Here is a 12,532-nt window from a genome sequence, read left to right as displayed (position 1 = left end):
AATAGGGATCGCCATGCTTCGCATCGTCCTCTTCCTCGTCCTGATTGCGCTGGCGGCGGCCGGCGCGGCCTGGGTTGCCGATCAGCCCGGCGATCTCGTCCTGACCGCGGGCGGTTTCCGCGCCTCGACGACATTGCCGAGGTTCGTGTTTCTGCTCGGTGTCTTTGCAGCAGCGGTCGTGCTTGTCTGGAGCATCCTGACGATGGTCTGGCGCGCGCCGGGACGCCTGCGCCGCCGCCGTCATGAGAAACGCCATGCGCGCGGCCGTCACGCCATCACCCACGGCCTGCTCGCGATCGGTCATGGCGACATGGCGCTTGCCCGCCGTCACGCCGATACCGCGCGGCGGCTTGCGGCAAACGATCCGCTCGCGATGCTCTTGCACGCGCAGTCGGCGCAGCTCGAAGGCAATCGCGACGAGGCCCAGCGCGTCTTCCGTGCCATGGCCGAGCGCGAGGATACTCGCCTGCTCGGCCTGCGCGGCCTGTTCATCGAGGCGCAGCGTGCCGACGATGCGGTCGGCGCCGTGATGATCGCAGAGGAAGCGATCAAGCAGTCGCCGTCATCGACCTGGGCCTCGCATGCGGTGCTCGGCTTCCGGTGCGCGCGCGGCGACTGGAGCGGCGCGCTCGCGATCCTCGATTCGAATCTGTCCGCGGGCCTGATCGACAAGGCGGCCTATCGCCGGCAGCGCGGCGTGCTGCTTACTGCGCGCGCGCTGGAATTGGAAACCATGGACCGCGACGTCGCGCGCGAGAGCGTGGTGGAGGCGATCAAGCTCGCGCCGACGCTGGTGCCGGCCGCGGTGCTCGCCGCCAAGTTCGAGAGCGAAGCGCATCAGGTGCGCCGTGCCATGAAGCTGGTCGAGGCCGCGTGGCTCGCCAATCCGCATCCGGATCTTGCCGACGCCTACGCGCATGTGAAGCTGGGCGATTCCGCGCGGCAGCGCTTGCAGCGGGTCGAGACGCTCGCGGCCAAGACGCCGGCCGACAAGGCGGGCCATGTCGAGGGCCAGCTCGCGATCGCGCGTGCCGCGATCGACGCCTCCGAGTTCGCCCGCGCGCGCGCGGTGCTGGCGCCTTACGTCAATGATCCGACCCAGCGCGTCGCGCTGCTGATGGCCGAGATCGAGCGCACCGAGCACGGCGACGGCGGCCGTGCCCGCGCCTGGACCTTGCGCGCGGTGCGCGCCCGCCACGATCCGGCCTGGACCGCGGACGGCTATGTCAGCGACCGCTGGCGTCCGGTTTCGCCGGTCACCGGCCGTCTCGATGCCTTCCAGTGGCAAACGCCGGTCGCGAGCCTGCCCTCCGACAAGGGCGCCACGATCGAATCCTCGGCCTTCGAGGAAGCCATGCTGGCCGCTCCGCCGCCGAAGCGGGTGGCGGCAGCGCCGAGCGAAGCCCCGGTGGAACCGACCGTGGTCGCACCGGATCCCGTCCCCGCCGCACAGGACAATTCGCCCCCTGAGGCCAAGGAGGCTGTCAACGAAGCTGCCAAAGAGACCGTCAAGGAGACCGTCAAGGAAGAGCCCGCGGACACGCCTGCCGAGCCGGCCAAGACGGTCCCTGAGGCCGCCGAATCGTCGCCGGTGGCGGCAACCCCGGTGTTCCGGACCCGCGCCGACCTCGGCAAGCCGGCGCAGGCGCCGATCCAGGCCGTCATCCCGATCGTCCGCGCCCCCGATGATCCCGGGATCGATGACGAGGGTCCGAGCGATGAATTTACGGAACAAATCGGCACGCCCAAGGCCCATGCAAAGGCCCAGGCCGGCGGCTGGCGTGGATTCTGGTCCCGCTGGGGCGCGTGAGGCGCATTTCGGCACCCGCTCCACCTTGCCAATTCGGGCCATGCCCGATATCAGGGGCGCGCGTATCGGGACCGGCATTGCGCGGGTTCCGGCAGGGTTCGCCGCAATAGCTCAGTCGGTAGAGCACGTCATTCGTAATGACGGGGTCGGGGGTTCGAATCCCTCTTGCGGCACCAGCGCTCCCCATCCATCCGATCGTCATAAGTCAGCGTTTTGACCGAGGCATCCGGCCGGCATGAGCGAGCGCAGGTTCGAAATCGCGCGGCAGCCTGAGTGACCCCGGTCACATCATCTCCAACGTGAACTCCCCTAGTGTCCCGGTCTCGCAAACACGGGGAGATTTCACATGCGCAAGATCATTCTGGTTGCCGCCATGGTCCTTGCTTCTGCATCTGCCCATGCTGGCGACCGCAGCCTGTCGCTGTCTACGGCAACGGCCGCTCCGCAAGCCGCCACGACCACGCAAATCAGCGAAGTCGCGCCAGCCACGGAAGCTCCGAGATACGTCGAACGTCCACCGGCAGTCTCGGCCCCCGCTCCTGCCGTGGCGACGGATCCTGCCGTGACCGCGACAAGCAAGCCCGCCACGAAGACGGCAAAGGCGGGCAAGCCGAAGCACAAGCGCAGCTGGACCGAAGGCCGCATCATCAGTGAGCTGCATCGCCACGGCATCTACTGGTAAGCCGCTGCTCGCTACAAAAGCAAATGGCCGGGCAAGAGCCCGGCCATGCGCGTATTGAGGAAACGTTTCGGGCTTACTGCGACACCGTCTGCACCACGCTCGAGATCGGACGCGTGTTCGTGCTTGCGGTCGGCACCTTCATATCCTTCAGCAGCGCTTCGTCATATTCCGGCAGCGTCTGGAGCGTCGTCTTCGCCTTCATCTGCACGACCTTGTATCCGCCGGCCTTCAGCCGCGCGAGCAGCGCCGGCATCGCTTCGCCGGTGTGCTTCTGGAAGTCGTGCATCAGGATGATGCCCTTGCCGAGCTTGTCGAGCCGCGTCATCACCGTCTCGATGATCTTCTCTGGCGTCGCGCCCTTCCGGAAGTCGAAGGAGTCGATATCGGTCGAGAACATCGCGACATTGCGGGTGCCGAAATAGCTCACGATCGCCGGATTGTGCTGCAGCTGCGGGAAGCGGAAGAACGGCGCCGGGTTGGCACCGAGTGCGAATTTCACCGCACTGATACCCTTTTCGACCTCGTCCTTGGCCTGCTGCTCCGTCATCTTCTTGCCGTTCAGGTTGACATGCGACCAGGTGTGGGTGCCGACCGTGTGGCCCTGGGCCAGCACCTGGCGCAGGATTTCCGGATGATAGGTCGCGTGCTTGCCGACCGAGAAGAACAGACCCTTGGTGCATTCATCCGCGAGCGCCTTCAGCACCGCGGGCGTGTTCACCGGCCAGGGACCGTCGTCGAAGGTCAGCACGACCTCCTTGTCGGTGAGGAAGTCGAACTGCTTGAAATGGTCGAAGCCGAAGCCGGGTCCGCCGGTGGTGTCGATCTCGACCACGCGGGCAACGCCCAGCGCGTTCGGATTGGCACAGGCCTGTTTCGGCTGCACGGGCATGGCCGGAGCGGGCGCAGGCGCCGCTGCCTGAGCAAGTGCCGCCGGCTTGCCGGCGATCGCAGCGGTGGTCTCGACGTCATCCTTGGCGGCGAGCTTCGCCTGTGCCGGCAATGGATCGGCGGCACGGGCGGCCGTTGTTTTGGGAGCGCCCTGATCGGCGCGCGAAGAATAATAAAACCAACCGCCGGCGGCAATCACGACCGCCGCAACTACACTGGCCAGCATCAGGCCCAACGCATTACGCATCGCTGTTCTTTCCAATTACGCAACCAACCCGGCGGAATCTCCCGCGCGACGAGCCATTAATGCGAAGGAACAGTTAACGTGACACCAACACGACAGCGTTTGCTCCGGATTTTCAGCGAGGTGCAGCAAAGTGACGGAAGTCACAGAGGGCGAGCCGCCCGTGACCGTCATCACGGTGGAAACTGTTTTGCCGGAGCATCGTAGTTCCCATCAACAACGGGCTCCGCTGCCGCGGTGCCAATCGGAGCTTCAAATGACCAGGTCGTTCTCTGCCAAGTCCTTGACGAGTAAGATCCGCGACACCAGCCTGGCGCTGGGCATCGCCGCCATCGTCTCGATCGTCTCGACGACCTCGAGCTTCGCCTTCTCGGCCGAGGCGCAGCAGCAGTGCACTGGCGATGCCTTCCGCCTGTGCTCGTCGGAAATCCCCAACATCCCGAAGATCACGGCGTGCATGATGAAGCATCGCTCCGACCTGAGCGCCGGTTGCCGCGCGGTGATGGACAAGGACCTCGCCAAGGGCGCCTCACGCAAAGTCGCTGACGCCCAGGACAGCCGGTAACAGCAACGCAGCGATCGTTGCGTCGGTCAGCTCCCCTCGCGATGTGCCCCGGCGTCAAGCCGGGGCCACGCGGCGGCGTCATGCAGCCTGCCAATAAAGCCGTTGCGGCTCCGGGATCGTCGCACTAGCTTCGCCCGCACATCCTTGGGGCAAGAGGCATTACGCGATGACCAGATTTCTTTTCATTGTTTCTTTGATCCTGGGCGCATCGGGTGCCTCCGCGCAACAGCAGCCCGGACACGACGCCTGCGCGCGCGACGTCACGCGCTTCTGCCGGGCCGTGATGAACAATGGCGATGGCGTCGTGCTCGCTTGCCTCAAGCAGAACCGCACCCGCCTCAGCAAAGCCTGCGACAAGGTATTGACGGATCACGGGCAGTGATCGTCATTCCGGGCTCGCGCCTAACGGCACGCCCCGGAATGACAAGAGTTACGTGCTGCTCCCCGCCGCCGTGGCGACCACCGGCAGCACCTCGGCGCCGGCACGATCCGGCGTCTCCTCCTTCCAGCGCACCGAGCCGAACGGACGCTCCAGCATGCGGCGGATCCGCACCGGATCGGGACCGATGTGGAAGGCGATCGCCTCCTGATGCAGCGCGCGTTCGGACTGCGTCGAGCGGTTGCGCTGGCGCAGATAATCGAGCCAGGTCGGACAGTGGTAGCGCTCGGTCCACAATTCGGGGTCGGCGATGTCGCGCGCGATCGACCAGCCATAGGCGCCGTTGCGCTGCCGGGAGAGCTGCACGTCCTGCATCACATTGTGGAAGGCGCGCGCGTTCTCCTGGCTCACCCTGTATTCGATCTCGACCACCAACGGCCCGCTGCGCGCCGTGAGCGACAGTTTCACTTCCGGATCGGCGAGCACGTCCGCGTCCTCGTTGCGGGCGCCGACGCGCGGCATCGCCAGCCAAATGCCCAGCACCGGCGAGATCAACATCAGGCCGGCGGCCGTCAGCAGCGCGACCTCGACGCCGGCATAGTCGGTGAGATGGCCCCAGCCCCAGGCGCCGATCGCGATGCCGCCGGAAATCGAGGCCTGGAACGCCGCGAGCGAACGGCCCGCGACCCAGCGCGGCGCCGAGAGCTGCACGCCGATGTTGAACAGCGCGACGGCGGCCATCCAGACCGCGCCGGCGAGCACAAGTGCAGCCGCGGTCAGCACCGGCTCCGTGCTCACCGCAAGCGCGGCCATCGCGAATGCCATCGAGATGGTGCAGGCGCGGATCGCGGCCTCGCCGCTCATGCGCTTGCGCAATTCATGGATGTTGAGCGCACCGACGACGGCGCCCATGCCGAAGGCACCCAGCATGATGCCGTAGGTCTGCGCGCCGCCATGCAGCAAATCGCGCGCGATCAGCGGCATCAGCGCCATGATGGCACCGCCAATCAGGCCCATCACCAATGTGCGCAACAGCACGATCTTGATCGGCGGCGAATTGGTGATGTAGCGGAAGCCCGAGACCATCGCGCGGTTGAGCTTCTCCCGCGGCAGGCGCGAGGGCTCGGTGCTGCGCCGCCAGAGCAGCAGCACCACCAGCAGCGGCAGATAGAGGATCGCGTTGCAGGCAAACGCCGCCACCGCGCCGAGCGAGGCGACGATGACGCCGCCGACCGCGGGGCCGAAGCTGCGTGCAATATTGTAGCTGATGCCGTTCAGTGCGACGGCTGACGGCAGCGCTTCGGGCGGCACCTGCTCGCTGACCGAGGATTGCCATGCCGGTCCAAACAGCGCATTGCCGCTGCCCACCACGAAGCAGAAGACGAGCAGCGTTTCCGGGGTGATCAGCTTGAGCCAGGCCAGCACCGTCAGCGCAGTCGCGCCCATCAGCGCGATCGCGAGCGAAATCAAGGTGACGATGCGGCGGTCATACATGTCGGCGATGGCGCCGGCCGGCATCGAGATCAGCATGATCGGCAGCATCAGCGCGGTCTGCACCAGGGCCACCTTGTCGGCCGAGGCCGCCATCTGCGTCATCGCCCAGGCCGCGCCCACGCCCTGGATCAAGAGGCCAAGATTGGAGAGCAGGCTGGCGAGCCAGATGCGTCGGAATACGGTGTACCGCAGCGGTGCGGCGATGCCGTCGCCGGCGAATTTCTGACGGTTCGGCTGCTCGGTCATATCCCCTTCCATATGGGCTGGCAGAAGTGGTCTCGGGTGATTCCGGCATATTCAGTGATGCCTGCGAAAGTCCTTCGCTGTCCAGTGGTTAGGCCGGTATAAGCGATACAAAGACGTGGTTTTGCCGGAGAAACATATGAAGCTGTCGCGACGGTCGATCTTGCTGGGGACAGGCAGCTTGCCGTTCGCAATTGCGAGCTTGAGGACAGGCGCGCTGGCCCAGACCGCGCCTGCGGCGCAGAATGCCGAGGTGCCGCCGGTCCTGTTCGTCCACGGCAATGGCGACTACGACGCGCTCTGGATGACGACGCTTTGGCGGATGGAGTCCAACGGCGTCGCGCGGGATCGCATGGCGGCAATCAATTTCACGGATCCGCTCGCGCGCAGCGACGACAAGGTCGAGCAGGCGGGCCGCTCCTCGACCGAGGACCAGCGCCGTGAGCTTGCCGCAGCTATCGCGGAATTGAAGCGCCGCACCGGTGCGGCCCGCGTGGCGCTGGTCGGCAGCTCGCGCGGCGGTTACGCCATCCGCAACGTCATCAGGAACGGCGGTGCCGGCGATGTCAGCCACGCCGTCTTGTGCGGCACCCCCAATCACGGCGTGTTCGCAACCGACGATCAGCTCGGCAACGAGTTCAACGGCCGCGGAGCATTCCTGCGTGGCTTGAACGAGGGCGAGAGCGAGGTGACACCGGGCGCGGCCTTCCTCACCTTGCGCAGCGACGGCATGGACAAATACGCGCAAGCCGACGGCCGCTTCATCGGCAAGCCTGGCACGCCGACCGGTGTCACCAATGAGGGGCCCGAGCTGAAGGGCGCGACCAACCTCGTGCTCGGCGCGCTCGACCATCGCGAGGTGGCGTTTCACCCGCGCGCCTTCCGCGAGATCTACAAATTCATCGCGGGACGCGAGCCCGCACGCATCGCAATTGTGCCGGCGCGGAGCGTCTCGTTAAGCGGGCGCGTCACTGGCACGCCGGGCGGTGTGCCGACCAACCGACCGGTGGTGGGCGCAACGGTCGAGATTTTTCGCATCGATTCCGAGACCGGCGAGCGCTGGGGTGAGGCGGTGCACAAGTCGCAGACCGGTGCCGGCGGTCGCTGGGGGCGCGCGCATGTCGACCCGGACTGGTCGCTCGAATTCGTCCTGACGACGCCGGACGCGCCCACGACGCATATCTACCGCTCGCCTTTCCCGCGTTCGTCCGACGTCGTGCATTTGCGGCCTGCGCGCCCGCTTGGAGCGGCGGACAAGGACGCTGGGGCTGTCGTGATCATGTCGCGTCCGCGTGGCTATTTCGGCCTGCCGCGGGACGTGGTGCTGCTCGACGGCAAGGAGCCCGCCGACGTCAAGCCGGGGGTGCCCACGGATTCGGCAGCAACCTTGCGGCTTCCGGCCGCCGAGGTCGGACGTAACGTCGTGGCCGAGTTCGGCGAAGAACGAATTGTGGCTCGCGCCTGGCCCGCCTCCGAGAACAGGATTGCGATTGCCGAACTGACTTACTAGCTATTTGCCTGCGTCACATCTGCGGGAGAGAGCCATGAATATCGCCAGTGTGCGTCGGCCCATCATCCCTCCGACCCCGCCGCGTGCGCCCGACGACATGTCGTTTCTCGGTCGTGTTGCGGTGATCCGCCGGAACATGATCGCGACCTGGGGTCAGCGCGCCTATGAAGAAGAGGTCATCAAGGGCCGCTTCTTCCTCCGCAACAGTTTCATCCTGAATCAGCCGGATGCAATCCGGCATGTCCTGCTCAGCAATTATGAAAATTACACGCGCACGCCAGCGGGCATCCGCATGCTGCGTCCCGTGCTCGGCGAAGGACTTCTGATCGCGGAAGGCCATGCCTGGACGCATCAGCGCCGTACGCTCGCGCCGGCCTTTACGCCGCGTGCGACTGCAAATCTCGTCCCACACATGACCGCGGTGCTCGACGAGACCATCGCAAAGCTCAATGCGCGAACAAGCGAGCCGGTCGACCTGCGCGAGGTCATGCAGCGCATGACGCTCGAGATCGCCGGGCGCACGATGTTCTCGTTCGGCATGGATCAGCATGGCGCCACCTTGCGCAACTTCGTCATGGAATATGGCGAGCGGCTCGGGCGTCCTTATTTCCTCGACATGCTGCTGCCGGTGTCCTGGCCGACCCCGATGGACCGGGCTCGCGCTCGTTTCCGCAAGCGCTGGACCGAATTCGTTTCGATGCTGATCGCTGAGCGGCGCCAAATGGGCAAGAAGGACGGGGCACCGCCGCGCGATCTGTTCGATCTCATGGACGAGGCGCGCGATCCCGAAACGGGTAAGGGCTTTTCCGACGCGCAGCTCATCGACGAGGTCGCGACCATGATCCTCGCCGGCCACGAGACCACGGCGACGGCGCTGTTCTGGGCGCTCTATCTGCTCGCGCTCGATCCGGAGACGCAGGAGGAGGTGGCGTCCGAGACGCACGGCGAGCATCTCGACAGCATGGCCGACATCGATCGCCAGAAATTCACCCGCGCGGTGATCGAGGAGACCATGCGGCTCTATCCGCCGGCCTTCCTGGTCGCGCGTGCCGCGCGCGAGAAGGACAATGCGGCCGGCGTCGAGATCGGCAAGGGCGACATCATCATGATTGCGCCCTGGCTGCTGCACCGGCATGAGAAGCTGTGGGATCAGCCGAACGCCTTCATTCCAAAACGCTTCATGTCGAAAGATGCGCCCGATCGTTTCGCTTATTTGCCGTTCGGCGCGGGTCCGCGCGTCTGCATTGGCGCGCCATTCGCGCAAGCCGAATCCGTGCTGGCGCTGGCCCGGTTGATCGGCGCGTTCCGCATCGAGCTTGCCGACAGGGTTCCGGTGATCCCGCTCGGCGTCGTGACGACCCAGCCGGACCACTCACCCTTGTTCCGCATCACGCGTCGGTGACAGACATTCGTCTGCCCGATGGCGCAATCCACCCCAGATAGAGCCTCCGCCATGAGCGACATCCAGGCCCAGTTTTCCGTTCTGAAGCAGACCGCCGATGCCAAGGTGGTCGACGCGATCGCGCGCCTCATCGAGGACGGTGAGGATCACGAGCTCAACCGCGTCAATGTCCTCGATTTCTCCAGGCAGCATGGCCTCGACGAAGAGCACACGATCTCCACCTTCCTGCATTCGGCGCGGCTCGGACTGTTCGATCTCGGCTGGAACGTGCTCTGTCCGGGCTGCGGCGGCGTGCTGGGCGCCCACTCGACGCTGAAGGCGCTCAAGCCGGACGATTATCACTGCGCGCTCTGTGCCTGCGGCTACAAGGCGTCGGTCGATGATCAGGTCGAGGTCTCCTTCACCGTGAATCCGCGCGTGCGTCGCATCGCAGCGCACGATCCCGATACGCTTCCGGTGTGGGAATATTTCAAGCAGGTGTTCTGGAGCTCCGGCGTCGACTTCAACAAGGAATCGTTTGCGACACTCGCCAACGAGGTGACGCTGGATACCATGGAGCTGCCGGCCGGCGAGAAGGCGACCATGTCGCTGCAACTGCCGGGCGACTTCATCATCATCTTCGAGCCGGTGACGCACGCCGCCCATTTCATCGACGTCCAGGGCGAGCCGACCAAGGAGCGCCAGCAGCTCGCGATCATGTACAACAAGGTGCAGGCCCCGACGGGGACGACGACCATGCGGCCGGGTCCGCTGCGGCTGTCGCTGGAGAACCAGGCCGGGGTGCGCGTGTTGCCGTCGGTGTTCATCGCGGCCGAGGCGCTCCATCATCTCATCGGCAAGCGCAAGCCGTTCCTCACCGCCAAGCGCATGCTGTCGAACCAGACGTTTCGCGATGTCTTCAAGGCGGACAATCTCAGTCTCGACCAGCGGCTCCAGATCACGTCGCTGACCTTCCTGTTCACCGATCTGAAGGGCTCGACCGCGCTCTACGAGCGCGTCGGCGATCTCGCCGCCTTCGATCTGGTGCGCGCGCATTTCCACGCGCTGCTCGAGATCATCTCCTCCGAGAGGGGCGCGGTGGTGAAGACGATCGGCGACGCCGTGATGGCGACCTTCGTCCGCCCCGAGCATGCCATCGTCGCGGGCCTGCGGATGCGGGCCGCGATGGACGAGCTCAACAGGCAGCGCGGCACCGACGATCTCATCGTCAAGATCGGCATCCATGAAGGCCCGTGTCTTGCGGTGATGCTCAACGAACGTCAGGATTATTTCGGCCAGACCGTCAACATCGCCGCCCGCGTGCAGAGCCTGTCGACGGCGCAGGAGATCCACATCACAGGCCCCGTGCTCGATGCGCCCGCAGTCGCCGAGGTGCTCGAGCAGCGCGCGATCAAGCCGATCCAGAAGCAGGCGGCGCTCCGCGGTATCGCCGACAAGATGGTGGTGTACGAGATACCGTGAGGACGGCAGCCGGGCACCATTGTCTCACGCCATCACGGTGGGTCCGAAACGGACAGATTGCCGAAAGGTAATGCGCGCGCGAAACTGACGCACGTTGCGGCGATAGAGTTTCCTGCTCATATAATGCTGGTAGCGGCCGCGCCCCGCGGCTTCATCGATTTCGGTAGGATCTAATGCTCGACGGCCTGCGCCAATTCATCGCCGACATTGTTGCTCCCCATGCCGGGGACCGTGCATTCGGCGATGGCGATTACCGGCTTGCGGCCACCGCGCTGCTGGTTCACGTGGTCTCACTGGACGGCCAGCCGACGGTAACCGAGCAGCGCAAGCTGCACAGCCTGATCGAAAGCCATTTCGGGCTGGATCGCGGCACTGCGGATCGCCTGATCGCAGACGCCACCCAGGTCGAGGGCGAGGCCGTCGACCTCTATCACTTCACCAGCGTCATCATGCGCTCGCTCGACGAAGAGGGCCGCAAGCGCATCGTCCAGATGATGTGGGAGCTGGTCTATGCCGATGGCCAGGTGTCCGAGTTCGAGGACAACGTCGTCTGGCGGGCCTCCGACCTGCTCGGGATCGCCCAGCGCGACCGGATCGACCTCAAGCATGCGGTCGCAAATCGCGCCGGTGGTCAGGTCAAGGACGGTGTCGTCGGGGGGTGAGCCGTCCCGACGCGGTATTATCGCCGGTTGTGCGGACCACATGACGAAACTTTAATATACCCGCGTCGGCCACCCCGGCCCCGGATTTCCCCGTAAAATCCGTGGTTTTCCCGCTTCCCTGTTGCCTGCTCAAGCAGCCATGCTGCCGGTGACGCTTGCCTGTCGCGCTCGGCCTATGCTCTCGTTCCGCCATTGCGGGGCCAAAAAACTTCAATTCAAGAGACTTCGATCGTGACTGAGCGGGTAACGTTGATCACCGGTGCGTCGGCGGGCATCGGCACGGAGCTGGCGCGTGTGTTCGCCGCCAACGGGCATCGCCTCGCGCTAACGGCGCGACGCGTGGACCGGCTGGAGGCGCTTGCGAACGAGCTCGCCGCCAAGGGCGGCAAGAAGCCGATCGTGATCGCCTGCGACCTGCAGGAGGCAGATGCCGGCGAGAAGATCGCCGCCGCGCTCGCCGCCGAGGGCGTCGAACTCGACCATCTCGTCAACAATGCCGGCTTCGGTGTGTTCGGCGATGCGATCGAGCGCGACCGCGTCGAGCAGGTCGGCATCGTCGATGTCAACGTCCGGGCTCTGACGGATCTGTCGCTGCGCTTTGCCGATCAGCTCATCAGGAACAAGGGCGGTCTTCTCAATGTCGGATCGGTCGCGGGCTTTCTACCCGGCCCCGGCATGGCCGTGTACTACGCGTCCAAAGCCTATGTGATTTCCCTCACCGAGGCCTTGCGGGCGGAACTCGCGCCGCGCGGCGTTCGCGTCACCGTACTTTGCCCGGGTCCGGTGCCCACCGAATTCCAGGCGCGCGCCGGCGTCGGGTCCGGGCATGACACGGCTCTTCTCAATGTGTCTGCCGCCGATGTCGCGCAACAGGCCTATCGTGGCCTGATGGCCAACAAACGGGCAGTGCTGCCTGGTCTCGGCATCAAGATCGTGCCATTCGCGCTGCGCTTCTTCCCGCGCGGCTTCATCCTGTCCGCCACCAGCCGGTTCCAGAGGCAGAGGCAATAGATTTCCTGTTTTGACGCGTTTTGCTTGCGCGAACCGGTATCCCCTTCGCTCGAAAACGCTTTGAAGAGGGTTCGAAGTGCCCGTAGTGGCCCGGAGCTTGCTTCAATATCGGGGCGTGTGTGCGCAAACTCACGCGAAATTAACGATCGCTTAGTTATGCTGGCGGTCTGAACCGATAGCA

At 65.3% G+C, this 12,532-nt stretch carries 11 protein-coding genes and 1 tRNA gene; 10 read left to right on the top strand and 2 right to left on the bottom strand.

What is annotated here, in order from left to right:
* Nucleotides 1–13: 13 nt before the first annotated feature.
* The 3 genes from JQ627_RS14465 (at nt 14) to JQ627_RS14455 (ending at nt 2,492) form a co-directional block, all read left to right on the top strand.
* A complete protein-coding gene (locus tag JQ627_RS14465) occupies nt 14–1,810 on the top strand; it encodes a heme biosynthesis HemY N-terminal domain-containing protein (RefSeq protein WP_212484857.1) in 1,797 nt (598 codons plus the stop codon).
* Nucleotides 1,811–1,910: 100 nt separating this feature from the next.
* Nucleotides 1,911–1,986: transfer RNA gene (locus JQ627_RS14460), tRNA-Thr, on the top strand.
* Nucleotides 1,987–2,156: 170 nt separating this feature from the next.
* Nucleotides 2,157–2,492, top strand: coding sequence for a hypothetical protein (locus JQ627_RS14455; protein WP_212484856.1), 336 nt, complete (start codon nt 2,157–2,159; stop codon nt 2,490–2,492).
* Between the two features lie 73 nt (nt 2,493–2,565).
* Here the strand turns inward: JQ627_RS14455 and JQ627_RS14450 are convergent, their stop codons facing one another.
* Entirely contained in the window at nt 2,566–3,627 is a 1,062-nt protein-coding gene (locus JQ627_RS14450; protein ID WP_212484855.1) for a polysaccharide deacetylase family protein, read from the bottom strand.
* A gap of 253 nt (nt 3,628–3,880) precedes the next feature.
* Here JQ627_RS14450 and JQ627_RS14445 point away from each other — a divergent pair, with 253 nt between their 5' ends.
* Complete coding sequence (locus JQ627_RS14445; RefSeq protein ID WP_212484854.1) at nt 3,881–4,189, top strand: hypothetical protein; 309 nt, start codon at nt 3,881–3,883, stop codon at nt 4,187–4,189.
* 166 nt (nt 4,190–4,355) lie between these two features.
* Complete coding sequence (locus JQ627_RS14440; RefSeq protein WP_212484853.1) at nt 4,356–4,571, top strand: hypothetical protein; 216 nt, start codon at nt 4,356–4,358, stop codon at nt 4,569–4,571.
* Nucleotides 4,572–4,619: 48 nt separating this feature from the next.
* Here JQ627_RS14440 and JQ627_RS14435 read toward each other — a convergent pair whose 3' ends face one another.
* Nucleotides 4,620–6,308 carry an MFS transporter gene (locus JQ627_RS14435; protein WP_212484852.1) on the bottom strand — a complete coding sequence of 563 codons (1,689 nt, stop codon included), beginning with the start codon at nt 6,306–6,308 and terminating at the stop codon, nt 4,620–4,622.
* Between the two features lie 136 nt (nt 6,309–6,444).
* On the opposite strand from JQ627_RS14435, the gene JQ627_RS14430 reads away from it, so the two are divergent.
* The 5 genes from JQ627_RS14430 (at nt 6,445) to JQ627_RS14410 (ending at nt 12,351) form a co-directional block, all read left to right on the top strand.
* On the top strand, nt 6,445–7,815 hold the full coding sequence (locus JQ627_RS14430) for a hydrolase (protein WP_212484851.1): 1,371 nt from the start codon (nt 6,445–6,447) through the stop codon (nt 7,813–7,815).
* A gap of 34 nt (nt 7,816–7,849) precedes the next feature.
* Nucleotides 7,850–9,217 carry a cytochrome P450 gene (locus JQ627_RS14425; RefSeq protein ID WP_212484850.1) on the top strand — a complete coding sequence of 456 codons (1,368 nt, stop codon included), beginning with the start codon at nt 7,850–7,852 and terminating at the stop codon, nt 9,215–9,217.
* 51 nt (nt 9,218–9,268) lie between these two features.
* The gene (locus JQ627_RS14420; protein ID WP_212484849.1) at nt 9,269–10,678 is read left to right on the top strand and encodes an adenylate/guanylate cyclase domain-containing protein; all 1,410 of its coding nucleotides are present in this window, start codon (nt 9,269–9,271) and stop codon (nt 10,676–10,678) included.
* Nucleotides 10,679–10,851: 173 nt separating this feature from the next.
* Nucleotides 10,852–11,340: a TerB family tellurite resistance protein gene (locus tag JQ627_RS14415; RefSeq protein WP_212484848.1), complete on the top strand. Its 489-nt coding sequence runs from the start codon at nt 10,852–10,854 to the stop codon at nt 11,338–11,340.
* A gap of 231 nt (nt 11,341–11,571) precedes the next feature.
* A complete protein-coding gene (locus JQ627_RS14410) occupies nt 11,572–12,351 on the top strand; it encodes an SDR family oxidoreductase (RefSeq protein WP_212484847.1) in 780 nt (259 codons plus the stop codon).
* The last annotated feature ends 181 nt before the right edge of the window (nt 12,352–12,532 follow it).

Origin of the sequence: Bradyrhizobium liaoningense, from assembly GCF_018130785.1 — a bacterium.
GTDB lineage: Bacteria > Pseudomonadota > Alphaproteobacteria > Rhizobiales > Xanthobacteraceae > Bradyrhizobium > Bradyrhizobium liaoningense_A.
Note: the sequence above shows the minus strand (reverse complement) of the source record. Positions and strands in the feature narration are given on the sequence as shown.

What these genes read in the sequence shown, in the direction of transcription:
- JQ627_RS14465 (WP_212484857.1), top strand. Translation starts at nt 14, where the DNA reads ATGCTTCGCATCGTCCTCTTCCTCGTCCTGATTGCGCTGGCGGCGGCC.
- JQ627_RS14455 (WP_212484856.1), top strand. Translation starts at nt 2,157, where the DNA reads ATGCGCAAGATCATTCTGGTTGCCGCCATGGTCCTTGCTTCTGCATCT.
- JQ627_RS14450 (WP_212484855.1), bottom strand. Translation starts at nt 3,627, where the DNA reads ATGCGTAATGCGTTGGGCCTGATGCTGGCCAGTGTAGTTGCGGCGGTC.
- JQ627_RS14445 (WP_212484854.1), top strand. Translation starts at nt 3,881, where the DNA reads ATGACCAGGTCGTTCTCTGCCAAGTCCTTGACGAGTAAGATCCGCGAC.
- JQ627_RS14440 (WP_212484853.1), top strand. Translation starts at nt 4,356, where the DNA reads ATGACCAGATTTCTTTTCATTGTTTCTTTGATCCTGGGCGCATCGGGT.
- JQ627_RS14435 (WP_212484852.1), bottom strand. Translation starts at nt 6,308, where the DNA reads ATGACCGAGCAGCCGAACCGTCAGAAATTCGCCGGCGACGGCATCGCC.
- JQ627_RS14430 (WP_212484851.1), top strand. Translation starts at nt 6,445, where the DNA reads ATGAAGCTGTCGCGACGGTCGATCTTGCTGGGGACAGGCAGCTTGCCG.
- JQ627_RS14425 (WP_212484850.1), top strand. Translation starts at nt 7,850, where the DNA reads ATGAATATCGCCAGTGTGCGTCGGCCCATCATCCCTCCGACCCCGCCG.
- JQ627_RS14420 (WP_212484849.1), top strand. Translation starts at nt 9,269, where the DNA reads ATGAGCGACATCCAGGCCCAGTTTTCCGTTCTGAAGCAGACCGCCGAT.
- JQ627_RS14415 (WP_212484848.1), top strand. Translation starts at nt 10,852, where the DNA reads ATGCTCGACGGCCTGCGCCAATTCATCGCCGACATTGTTGCTCCCCAT.